The organism is Anaerococcus jeddahensis, from assembly GCF_001182725.1.
Taxonomy (GTDB): domain Bacteria; phylum Bacillota; class Clostridia; order Tissierellales; family Peptoniphilaceae; genus Anaerococcus; species Anaerococcus jeddahensis.
Window position 1 is genome coordinate 279,427 of the sequence record NZ_CWHU01000004.1, and the last position, 12,126, is coordinate 291,552.

Here is a 12,126-nt window from a genome sequence, read left to right on the forward strand (position 1 = left end):
TTATTCAATATCTGAATATTTCAAGGCTCCTCCCAAGATTCCATTTACAAAATCTCTGGATTCATAGATTTTGTAGTAGGTGAATTTTTTGTCCAAGATTAATTTGGCTGTTGTGGTGAGCTTGTCTTGATTTTTATTTTTTAATTTTTTTACAAATTCTTTGTGTATATCTTCGTCTTTGTGTTCTAATTTATCGTAAATATCAACATAACAAATATTTGTCACATCAACTACTACTTCTAGGCCTTCTTCGGTCTTTTTTTGACTAATTATATCAACTTTTAAATTAGAAAAATTTGCCTTTAAAAATTCTTCTTGCTCTTTTTTGTCGGTTGAATAGGATTCTTTCAATACATCTTCTACCTTTACCAATTTGTCAAAGTATTTTTCTTGGTTCTCGTAATCTAATTTTTGTATTGACTCAACCGCCTTTTTTATGGTCCTTTGTGGAGTGTTTATAAATTTTTGATAAATTAATAAAGGACTTAGGATTATAAGAATAAGAAGGGCAAGAGCAAAGATATTTATTTTCTTTCCTTTTTTTCTTTTTTCTTGTTTTTTTGGTTTTTTTGTTCTTTCGACCCTCTTTTCTTTTCTTTCAAGTTTATCTATTTGATTTTTTTCAGCAAAACGTTCGCTTCTTTTTTTCCTTGCCATAATTTCCCCTAAAAATTTTATTTTAAACTGATATTATTATATAATCAAAGTGGTGATACTATGAAAAAACAAAAATTAATAATAGCAGATTTACTAGCAATTATTTTTACCCTGATTACAATATATTTACCCTTATTTATAAATAAAGTGACCTTAACGGAATTTTATTTTGTATATTTGTGTGCATATTTTGCGGTAATATTTTCAAATCAAAAGGATATTAAGGTATTTTATTTTTTTATCCCACTTATAACTTTAAGCCTTATACTTATTTTATTAAATAAAGTAGATATTTACAACATAAATATGGTAAAAGATAGTTTTATCTCCATAATTTCTAAAAATTATTTAATTTTAGTGGGAATTTTTCTCTTATATATAGGAGAAATATTTTCTACCAAGGTTTTTGGGTCTTATTTTTCAATGGGCTTTGGGATAATTTGTCTAATCCTCTATTTAATAATCTACAATACAAAATATTTGCCAGACCTTAAAGAATATAGAAATTACCTTTTTTATATTTTTATTTATTTCTCCTTTGCAAGAATTTTACCTGCAAAAGAAGTAAACAAGTACCTTTATATAATCACGGTTTTAATATTTTTTATAGAAATTCTTGCTATAGACAAGTACAAAATATTTATCGGCTTTCACATTTCTGTGATTTTGATAATTTATTTAATTTTAAAAACAAATATATACCCAGTTGAGTTTGAAAAATATTTTTTAAGCGGACTTTTATACCTCTTCCCTTTTGTGAAAATAATTTTGGGTGATTTTTTAAATCTTTCAAGACCAATTTTATATGTAGCAACAGGTCTTGTGGTATTTTTCCTTGCAATAATATTTTTCCAAATAAGATTAGGATTTTTGGATTACCCATTTTTGGGCATCCATAAAGACAAAAAAAAGGGCTGATGCCCTTTTTTTACATTGCTTTTTCTATTTTTTCCTTGTAATCTCGTCTTAAAAAATATACACAATAGGCTCCTGCCAAAAATTCCGCTATTATAAATGAATACCAGATTTTATCGATATCCCCAGTTTTTTGCCCAATAAAATACATCAAAGGCAACAATATTATAAATTGCCTTAAAAAAGGTTCGAAAAGTGCTATGCCTGCACTTGATAGGGATTGGAAAATTGAGGCACAGACTATGGAAAATCCTACTGGCAAATATGAAATTGCTACAATTCTAATCATTGGAATTCCTATTTCTTTCATTTTTGGCGTGGCTGAAAATAAATTCAAAATCGCCTCTGGAAAGGCCATAAATATTATCATTCCAAAAATTATCATCAAGGTTGCCCATGTGATTGATAATTTAATTGATTTCTTTATTCTCTCCTTATTTCTCGCCCCAAAATTATAAGAAATTATTGGTACTATTGCATTTGAAATGCCCAAAACTGGCATAAATTCAAAACTTTGAAGTTTAAACATTACCCCATAAACTGCTATGGCTGATTGGCCAAAGCCTGCAAGAATTGTATTTATAAAAAATGTTGCAAAGGATGTAATTGCATTCATCAAAGCTGCCGGAAGTCCAATTGAAAAAATTTCTTTTAAAATCAAATGGGACATGGAAAATCCTTTGAAAGATAGTTTTACTTCCTTATTTTTTACTAAATTTAACAAAAGTCCTATAAGAGCCCCCAAAATTTGCCCAGTAACCGTTGCAATTGCAGCTCCTTTTACTTCAAGTCTTGGAAAACCAAAAAGTCCAAAAATAAAAATGGGATCTAAAATTATATTTATAACAGCCCCAATTATTTGGGTTACCATAGTATAAACTGTAAGGCCGGTTGATTGGAGAAGTTTTTCAAAAAATATCTGGAAAAATACCCCAAAGGAAAGCATACAAACTATTTTAAGATAATCAATTCCGTATGAAATAATTTTTGGATCATTTGTTTGCATTTTTATAAAAGGTTCAACAAAAAATATCGCTATAAAAACAAAAATCAAGGATAAAAGGCCTGCAAGAATAATACCGTGAACCGCAACGATGCTCGCCTTTTTTTCATTTTTCATTCCCAAATACCTAGACAAAAGTGCCGAAACACCAATAGATAAGCCAACACTAAAGGCAATAATTATATTTTGAATTGGGAAAGAAATTGTTACAGCCGTAAGGGCTGTTTCTGATAATCTAGCTACAAAAATTGAGTCAACAATATTATAAATTGCTTGGACAAGCATGGAAATTATAATGGGGAGACTCATTTGAAACAACAATTTTCCCTCAGGCATAGTCCCAAGTTTTTCTGATTTTACTTCTGCCATCAAAACTCCTTTCTTTAATTTAAGAACAGAAAAATAACGGCAAAAGCCGCTATTTTTTAATCTACTATTTGCTTAATCATTCTAATTCTTTTTTTTAAAAAATCAAATGAAAGTAATTTATTTTTTAAATTTTCTTTTTATCTTTTTGATAAATTCAAGTATTTTATATTTGCCTGGGTTTGGATAATAGGTAAATCCACCAGCTTTTCTTATAATATAACCATTGAAATTTTGTTTAAATCTCAAAACTCCGTCGCTTCCATCGAATACTCCATCAATTCCGTAAAAATTATATAGAGGAATATTTTTTCTACAAATTCTTTTCATAGCTTCGTATTGAAGTTTGAAGGCTCCGGGTAATTTTTGATATTTGGTCAAAGATCCACCAAGAAAATAAATCGCTTGGTCTTTTAGATAAATTAAAATCATATTTGCTAGGGGAATTACATCTTCATCAGAATCTTCCCTAAATTCTTTCAACATATCTATTTCTTTTTGCAAGGATTTAATTCTTTGCTTATTGTTTTTCGCCTCAGGATCCATCCCACCTACTATTTTTTCAAGTTTTTCAATTGAATGGGTAAGATCTATTTCTGAAACCAAAAATTCTGAATTGTCTTTAAACTCATCATAAAAAGTTTGATAATATGCTAGCGACTTATCTCCAAATCCTTGTCTTTTTGAAGTTTCTAAAGTTAAAACCTTAAAATCTTCAATCTCATCTCTTCTAAGAGGTCTAACATTAATATCAAGGTCTTTGGCTTTTTTGATTTTTCTTCTAGCATTTGAATTAAAAGATTTCAATAAGTCCTTTTCCTTATCTGGCAAAAATTCGGATAAATCTTTTGCAAATTGATAATCAGCTGAACCATCATTTACAAAAATGGACTTATCATTGGAATTATATCCAGCTTTTTCCATCTTTTCAATAAATGACCTATCTTTTTGTTCAATAGGATTTCCTTCTTGGTCATAAATTATATAATCCTTATCAAGTTTTATAACCAATTTCAAACAGTCAAGCTCTTTTACATAATCTCTCAACTTATCATAAAAAATATATTCATAATTTTCATCAACTGCGCTTGCTCCAACCATTAAATCTATCCTATTTCCACCATAGATTTTTCTTATAAAAGCAAGACCTACTGCCAAAACTTCTCCATTATCCACAAGGCCCAAAAGTTTTGTTTTTCTATTATTACTTATTAAAACCTCGTTCATTGCACTTGTTTGCAAGAAAGAATAAGATTTTATCTTTTCTAAAAATTCATCGTAATCTTTTCTAGATATTTCTTTAACTATCATATAAACCTTTCTTTACCTAAAATTTATTTTTTTATAAACCTATCTAAAACTTTATGGCCAATTGATCTTATTTTCATCAATACCTTATATTTGGTAGGATTTGGATAGTATAAAAACGCATCTGATTTCATTATTATATATCCATTAAAGTTTTGCTTAAATCTTAAAATTCCCTGACTAGAATTAATATCGTGGCTTTCCCCTTCAAAAAATACACCAAAGAAATTATAAATAGGCAAATTTCTTTTCATAGTTCTAAGCATTGCCTCATATTGAAGGATAAAAGCTCCTGGAAGTTTATGATATTTTTCTATAGATCCCCCATAAAAATAAATGGCCTCATCTTCTTGATAAATCAAAATCATATTTGCAAGATTTACTATATTAGAATCAGAATCTTTTTTATATTCTTCAAGTTCTTTTATGTCTTTTTCCAAAGATTTTATTCTTTGACTATTCTTTTTTGAATTAGGGTCTAAAGTTGATATTAAATCATTTAATTTTTTTATAGACCTATCAAAGTCTATTTCTGCTGTCAAATACTCGACATCATCTTTAAATTCATCAAAAAATTTTGTATAATATTTTAAACTCTTATCAGAAAATCCTTGATTTCTTGCTGTATCTTCCGTTAATTTTTTAAAATCTTCTAACTCTTCTCTTTTAATAGGTCTTACTCTAATATCATGCTCTTTTGCCTTTTTTATCTTTCTTCTGGCATTGTTGTTAAAAGATTTTAAAAGTTTTTTCTCATCATCTGGCAAAAATTCGCTAATATCTTTTACAAATTGGTAGTTACTAAGTCCGTAATTATTTATAACAGAACCATCATTTTCTATATAGCCAACCTCTTTCATCTTATCTACAAAAGTAAGGTCAGCATAAGAAGTAACATTTCCTTCTTGGTCCATAAAAGAGTAAATTTTGTCAGGTTTTACCAATAATTTTATAGCACCAATGTTTTTGGCGTAATCTTTTAACTTGTCATAAAAAATATATTCATATTTTTCTTCAAGAGCGTATGCCCCAATAAAAAGATCCAATCTTTCACTAATAAAAAGTTTTCTAATAAGAGTCATCCCAACTGCTAGAATATTCCCATTATCAACCAAGGCAAGAAGTTTTGGATCTGCATAATCTATCCTTTTTACATTAGCCATTTTACTGGTTGAATAAAAAGAATGATTTCTAATTTTTTTTAAAAAATCATCAAATTCTTCTCTTGAAATTTCTTTAATTTCCATATTACCTTCCTTTTATTTCCTGTCTAATCATATCATATTTAATAATTCCATCAAGGATTAAAATCTTAAAATAGCTAATAAAAATTTTAATCAAACAAATAAGGGCCGAAGCCCTCATTCATTCAATAATCTTACTATTTATAATATTCAAATAATTATACTTTTAATAAAGTTTATAACAAGTTTTAATCTAATATTTTTTAATTAAAATACAGACTCAAGAGCCTTAGAATCTCTTTCTTGGTTTAGTTTTTCAATAAATTCTTCGAAAGATACGTCTTTTGTTTCTTCTCCGTCTCTATTTCTTACTGTTAATTTTCCAGAATTTTCTTCGTTTTCGCCTACTACTAGCATGTAGTTTGTTCTCATAAGTTGAGCTTGTCTTATTTTATATCCTACTCCCTCACTTCTGTGATCAACATCTACTCTGTAGCCTGCTTTTTTGATTTTTTTTGCTAAATCATCTGCGAAATCTGCAAATTTATCTGATACTGGTATGATTGCAATTTGTTTTGGATTTAGCCAAAGTGGGAATCTTCCTGCAAATTGTTCTGTAACTGAACCAATAAATCTTTCGATTGATCCAAGAAGAGCTCTGTGAAGCATTACCGGTCTTTTCTTTTCGCCGTTTTCGTCTATATATGTTAGGTCAAAGTTTTGTGGTAATTGGAAATCTAGTTGGATTGTTCCACATTGCCATGTTCTTTTTGCTGCATCTTCCAAGTGGAAGTCAATTTTTGGTCCGTAGAATGCTCCGTCTTTTGGATTTATTGTATAATCAATTCCTCTTTCAATTAAAGCATCTTCTAGGGCTTTTTCTGCAAAATCCCATTCTTCAATTTTTCCCATAAAATCATCTGGTCTTGTTGATAATTCTATTTTATATTTAAAGCCAAATGTTGAATATAAAAGGTCTGCAAGGTCAATCATTTTAAATACTTCGTCTTTTACTTGGCTTGGTAGACAATAAACGTGAGCATCATCTTGAGTAAATGTTCTTACTCTGAAAAGTCCGTGAAGGGCTCCTGATAATTCGTGTCTATGAACTTGGCCGTATTCTGCAAGTCTAATTGGAAGATCTCTGTATGAATGTGGCTCTTCACCGTAAACTAAAACTGATCCAGGGCAGTTCATTGGTTTTACTGCATAATTTTCCCCGTCGATTTTTGTAAAGTACATATTTTCCTTGTAATGATCCCAGTGACCTGATCTATGCCACAATTCCTCATTCATGATAAGTGGAGTTTGGATTTCACCATAACCATTTTCAGCCAAAACATCTGTCCACCAATTTAAAAGCTCATGTCTTAAAATCATTCCGTTTTCTTTAAAAAATGGGAAGCCTGGAGCTTCTTCGTGGAAGGAGAAGAGGTTCATTTCCTTACCAATTCTTCTGTGGTCACGTCTTTTAGCTTCTTCTTGAAGTTCAATGTATTCATCTAATTGCTTTCTCTTTTCAAAGCTTATACCATAAATTCTTTGAAGCATTTTTCTGTCAGAATCGCCTCTCCAATAAGCACCAGCTATAGAATTTAATTTGATTGCTTTTATAGCTTTTGTTGAAAGAAGGTGAGGTCCCTTGCAAAGGTCAACAAATACATTATCACCCATTTCATAAATAGTAATAATTTCATCTTCTGGAAGATCTTCAATTAATTCAACCTTGTAATCTTGATTTTCTTTTTTGAAATATTCCAAAGCTTCATTTCTTGAAATTTCTTTTCTTACCATTTTCAAATCTTTTTTGACAATTTCTTTCATTTTTTCTTCGATTTTTGGAAGGTCTTCTGGAACAAATCTGTGTTCAAGATCTATATCATAATAAAATCCGCCATCAATTGCAGGTCCAATTGCAAATTTTGCATCAGGCCAAATTTCCTTAATAGCTGTAGCCATAACGTGACTTGAAGTATGCCAGAAAATTTCTTTTCCCTCTTTATCTTCAAATTTTACAACTTTAAAATCTGAATCTTCATTTATAGGTTCAGCATAACCCATAACTTTTCCATTAACAACAGCTCCCAAAGCTGATCTGAATAAGCCTTCAGAAATGTCTTTTGTAACATCTCCAACACTTACACCTTTGTCGTATTCTTTTACACTTTCATCTGGTAATTTGATTTTTATCATTTTTCTCTCCTTATAATTTTATCCACACTTTTCTAAAAATTTAGAAAAATTTCGTAACATTTTAAATTAAGAATCACAATTTTCTAGCTATAAATTTTTTAAAATTAAGAAAATTTTCTATTTTACAATAAAAAAACACACCATCCCAAAGGACGATGTGTCGTGGTTCCACCTTAATTTATACTCATTGATGTTTTAAGGCAGGTCATGCCTTTCGTATTACCGAAAATATCAGGGGTGGTCTTGGGGATAATCTCAATTAAAAGCTCTCAGCAAACACTTTTTCTCTGTAAAAAAAGTAAAATCCTTACTCTTCCCGTCATCTAATCTATTTTTCTTATAAATCTATATTACTAGCAAAATATTTTTTTGCAAATTTTTTTAAAATTTTTTTTTATTTTTAAATTGGACTAATTTTTTAATTAAAGATTATTTTTTATCAAAGAATTTTTTTAAAAATATTCAAGCAATTCATTTAAAATTCCAAGTGGAAAAAATTTTTAATATGTGATATAATACATATTAAGAAACGCGAAAGGATTTATTATGGATTTTACACCTTCTCCAATTAAAAGGAAATTTATAAAAGATGAAGCTTATGATTTAATTTCTACAAAAATTATTTCAGGGGAACTTAAACCAAAAACTAGAATTAGAATAAATGAAATGTCTGAAGCTTTGGGGATTTCTCGTACTCCTGTTAGGGAGGCTATTTTAAAGCTTGAAGATGAGGGGCTTATTTTGTCCAAGGCTAACAGATGGACTATGGTTGCTCCTATAAATGTTGAGGAAACTTTAAATATTTATCCGATTATTTCTAGCCTTGAACAACTTGCTTTGAAACTTGGTTTTTCAAATATTGATGACAAAATGATTAAAAATCTTGAAAATATTAATGAAAAAATTAAAAAAATTCAAAGCAAAAAAAATCATATTAAAATTTTGGAACTTGATCAGGCTTTTCACAAGGAAATTATTAATCTTTGTGATAATAGAGAGATTGAATCTATTCTTTATGGCCTTAAAAGAAAAGTTTCTAGGGTTGATATTTATTTTTTTGAAGATGACTGCCACAAGATGTCCACTTTTGATGAACACGCAGAAATTATCAAGTTTTTAAAAGAAAGAAATTTGGACAAGGCTCTTATTGCTATTGAAAAAAATTGGGCAAATACCATGTCAAGCCTTGAAGATATTGACTTTCCAAGTGAAGATCTTGAAGATTTTTCCTAGATTTTTAAATTTTAACCTCTTTTAATCTCTTTTAATCTATATGGACTCTTGCAAAACTTATCATTATTCAAAGATATTAAATCATTTTTTAGTGATAGGTTTTTGCTAGGGTCTTTTTTAATTTTTATTTGCAATCTTTCTTATTAGTTTTATTTTTTTTAATTAAAATTTGTAATTATTCTCTTTTTTTGATAGAATTGAAAGGCAATTTTTATTTTTTATTAAGGAGGTTTTATGACTAAAAAAGATAAGAAGATGAGAGATGCCAATGATGTTGGCGGATTTTTAAAATCTGTTGAAAAAATTGGTAACAAGATGCCTCATCCTGCAATAATATTTTTATTTTTAAGTATTTTTGTTGTGATTATTTCTCATTTTGCAGCCAAAGCTGGTCTTTCTGTTACTTATTTTGATGCAAAAGCTGGTGAGGAAGTTACAAAAAAAGCTATTTCTCTTCTAAGTCTTGAAGGTTTAAGATATATTTTCAATTCTGCTACTGATAATTTTATGAATTTTGCTCCAATCGGAACTGTTTTGGTTGCCATGCTTGGGGTTGGGGTTGCTGAAAACAGCGGACTTTTTGATGCAACTTTGAAAAATTTGCTTTCTGATGTTTCTCCAACTTTTTTGACTATTGCTGTAATTTTTGCAGGAATTATGTCAAATATTGCATCTGATGCGGGCTATGTTGTAGTTGTTCCTTTGGGCGCTATGATTTTTGCAGCTGCAGGAAGAAATCCCTTGGCAGGAATTGCGGCAGCTTTTGCTGGAGTTTCTGGAGGATTTTCTGCAAATTTACTTTTGGGAACAACTGATCCTCTTTTGACAAATATTACAAATGAAGCCTTAAAAGCTGTAGGAATGGATCTTAGAATTTCTGCAACTTGTAACATTTATTTTCTATTTATTTCAACATTTTTAATAACTTTAGTTGGAACTTTGGTTACAACAAAAATTGTTGAAAAAAACTTGGGTGAATATACAGGAAATTACAAAGCTGACCACAAGACTTTGACTGATTTGGAGAAAAAAGGACTTAAAAATGCCTTAATTTCTTTGATTATCTTTGTAATAATCATGGATTTATTGATGTTTCCTAAGAATGCTCCCTTAAAAAGTTTTGATGAAAAGACAGGCCTTGTTAATTTGGATGAATTTTTGGCTTCTGGACTCATTCCTGCTATGATGCTTTTATTTTTAATTCCTGGTCTTGTTTATGGAAAAACTGTTGGATCTATAAAAACAAGCCATGATTTGATTGATGCTATGAGTAAGTCTATGGCTGGTATGGGTGGATTTTTGGTTTTAGCATTTTTTGCGGCTCAATTTGTTGAATATTTTTCAAAATCGAATTTAGCTTTGATTTTAGCAAAAAATGGTGCGGAATTTTTGAAATCAATTCACCTAAGTGGTCTTCCTTTATTGTTGATGTTTATTTTGCTTACTGCATTTTTAAATTTATTTATGGGATCTGCTTCAGCAAAATGGGCAATTATGGCCCCAATTTTTGTTCCAATGATGGCAGAGCTTGGACTTTCTCCTGCTCTTACTCAAGTTGCCTACAGAATTGGCGATTCATCAACAAATATTATCACTCCTCTTATGTCTTATTTTGCAATGATTGTTGTTTTCATGCAAAAATATGACAAGGACGCTGGCCTTGGAACCTTGACTTCAATGATGCTACCATATTCATTTGCATTTTTGATTTCTTGGTCAGGACTTATGATAGTTTGGTATTTATTGGGACTTCCACTAGGACCAGGCGCCCCACTTTTAATCTAATTTTTTATGGATATAATTTTATATTAAAATTCAATCAGACCCTTCGGGGTCTTTTTGTTTTAATTTTTTTGAAAATGGCTATAAATAGGATAGGAGGCTTGTATGAAAATTAATGGTGATAATATAGTTTCTATTTCCAAGGCTAACGAAAATTTTTCAAAAATCGCAAGACTTGCCGATAAAAAGGGTTCAGTTGTGATTTAAAAAAATAACAAAATATCTTATGTCCTTCTTCCTTATAAGGAAGTTGAAAAAGAGGAGATTTTCCCTGATGAAAACGTGGAAGAAATTGCCCAAAGATTAATTGAAAAGATTAAGGATGAATACAATATCCAATTGAAGCTTGATATTGAAAATAATTGAAAAAATTAGAATTTTCTTAAGTTTTTAGGAAAATTCTTTTTTTATAAGAAGCTTTATGTTAAAATTTGTCAAAAAAGTTTTTATTTTATTTGCTTTTATGAAAAAAAATGCTATAATCATAAAGAAAATTTAATAGGTAGAGTAGGGCTAAGGCGTTAAGTGCTAGAAAATGGGATGTTGTTTCTAGACGAAAGATTTTAGTCCGCATCCGCTACATCATTTCCTATGATGGCAGACTACCAAATAGGAGGAAAAAATGAAAAATTTAAAGAACATCAGAACTTTGATTTTGCTTTCATTTTTTATAGCATTATCAATCGTAGTTTCAAGATTTTTTTCTATAACTACAGTAAGTCGAAAAATCGGTCTAGGTTTTATAATAACTGCAGCAATGTGTTCACTTTTTAACCCATCTCTTGCAGTCCTTGCATCAATCATAATTGATGTGGTTTCAAACCTGATTTTCCCAACAGCTGGAGGATTTTACTTGCCTTTCGTGACAACAAAAATCTCCTCAGCCTTAATCTATACTTTCTTTTTCTATAGAAAAGAAATAACAAGGAAAAACATAGTATTTTGTACGATTTTAAATTCACTTGTCACAAGTTTATTTCTAAACACCCTATGGACTAGCCAACTAACTGGCAATCCATTTGCGGCTCAATTTGCGATGAGAATACCAACCATGGCAATAAACTTTGTATTTCACACCATAGTTTTAATAATAATCTTGCCAAAACTTGCAAATATTTTAAGAAGAGAAATAAAAAAATTGGGAGCCCAACCAGAAAACGCTCCTTATTAGAAGGAAATTATGAAAATATTAAAAATAATAAGCTTAATTTTAGCCCTAGCCTTCATATTTTTTGGCTACAATATCTATTTTAAGAAAAAATATAAGCTAATAAACAATTTTGAAAAAGATTATAAAAATGGATTAAAAGATGAAAAGTATGCAAAAAAAGTAGGGTTGATTGAATTATTATTAGGAATATTTTTTATAATTTTATTTTTAGTCTTGTAGAAAATTTCAACCATGATTTTTTTACAAAACTAAAAAAAAATAATTTATAAGAAAAAAAGACAGGAGTTGCAGCTCCTGTCTTTTTTAATGCATCT

Annotated in this window: 10 protein-coding genes, 1 riboswitch and 1 other annotated feature; of the genes, 5 read left to right on the forward strand and 5 right to left on the reverse strand. The window is 29.4% G+C overall.

Annotation, left to right across the window (positions count from 1 at the left end; all coding sequences use genetic code 11):
• Positions 1 to 657, reverse strand: a complete 657-nt coding sequence (locus BN2087_RS02455; RefSeq protein ID WP_049690312.1) for a hypothetical protein — start codon at positions 655 to 657, stop codon at positions 1 to 3.
• 60 nt (positions 658 to 717) lie between these two features.
• Between BN2087_RS02455 and BN2087_RS02460 the strand changes: the two genes are divergently transcribed.
• The gene (locus BN2087_RS02460) at positions 718 to 1,575 is read left to right on the forward strand and encodes a hypothetical protein (RefSeq protein ID WP_049690313.1); all 858 of its coding nucleotides are present in this window, start codon (positions 718 to 720) and stop codon (positions 1,573 to 1,575) included.
• A gap of 10 nt (positions 1,576 to 1,585) precedes the next feature.
• Here BN2087_RS02460 and BN2087_RS02465 read toward each other — a convergent pair whose 3' ends face one another.
• From BN2087_RS02465 to thrS, 4 genes are all read right to left on the reverse strand, one after another.
• Positions 1,586 to 2,944, reverse strand: a complete 1,359-nt coding sequence (locus BN2087_RS02465) for an MATE family efflux transporter (protein ID WP_049690314.1) — start codon at positions 2,942 to 2,944, stop codon at positions 1,586 to 1,588.
• A gap of 117 nt (positions 2,945 to 3,061) precedes the next feature.
• The gene (locus tag BN2087_RS02470) at positions 3,062 to 4,252 is read right to left on the reverse strand and encodes a peptidoglycan bridge formation glycyltransferase FemA/FemB family protein (protein WP_049690315.1); all 1,191 of its coding nucleotides are present in this window, start codon (positions 4,250 to 4,252) and stop codon (positions 3,062 to 3,064) included.
• 23 nt (positions 4,253 to 4,275) lie between these two features.
• Positions 4,276 to 5,496 carry a peptidoglycan bridge formation glycyltransferase FemA/FemB family protein gene (locus BN2087_RS02475; RefSeq protein ID WP_049690316.1) on the reverse strand — a complete coding sequence of 407 codons (1,221 nt, stop codon included), beginning with the start codon at positions 5,494 to 5,496 and terminating at the stop codon, positions 4,276 to 4,278.
• Positions 5,497 to 5,700: 204 nt separating this feature from the next.
• A complete protein-coding gene (gene thrS, locus BN2087_RS02480) occupies positions 5,701 to 7,626 on the reverse strand; it encodes a threonine--tRNA ligase (protein WP_049690317.1) in 1,926 nt (641 codons plus the stop codon).
• Positions 7,627 to 7,771: 145 nt separating this feature from the next.
• Positions 7,772 to 7,958, reverse strand: a binding site (T-box leader).
• A gap of 214 nt (positions 7,959 to 8,172) precedes the next feature.
• On the opposite strand from thrS, the gene BN2087_RS02485 reads away from it, so the two are divergent.
• The 4 genes from BN2087_RS02485 to BN2087_RS02505 all read left to right on the forward strand — a co-directional run bounded on the left by BN2087_RS02485 (position 8,173) and on the right by BN2087_RS02505 (position 12,031).
• Positions 8,173 to 8,859 (forward strand): GntR family transcriptional regulator, encoded by a 687-nt coding sequence (locus BN2087_RS02485; protein ID WP_049690318.1) that lies wholly within the window; start codon positions 8,173 to 8,175, stop codon positions 8,857 to 8,859.
• A 234-nt stretch (positions 8,860 to 9,093) separates the two neighbouring features.
• The gene (locus BN2087_RS02490; protein WP_049690319.1) at positions 9,094 to 10,644 is read left to right on the forward strand and encodes an AbgT family transporter; all 1,551 of its coding nucleotides are present in this window, start codon (positions 9,094 to 9,096) and stop codon (positions 10,642 to 10,644) included.
• Between the two features lie 498 nt (positions 10,645 to 11,142).
• Positions 11,143 to 11,223: riboswitch (THF riboswitch) on the forward strand.
• A gap of 40 nt (positions 11,224 to 11,263) precedes the next feature.
• Positions 11,264 to 11,812 (forward strand): folate family ECF transporter S component, encoded by a 549-nt coding sequence (locus BN2087_RS02500; RefSeq protein ID WP_049690320.1) that lies wholly within the window; start codon positions 11,264 to 11,266, stop codon positions 11,810 to 11,812.
• A gap of 9 nt (positions 11,813 to 11,821) precedes the next feature.
• Positions 11,822 to 12,031, forward strand: a complete 210-nt coding sequence (locus tag BN2087_RS02505; RefSeq protein WP_049690321.1) for a hypothetical protein — start codon at positions 11,822 to 11,824, stop codon at positions 12,029 to 12,031.
• Positions 12,032 to 12,126: the final 95 nt, after the last annotated feature.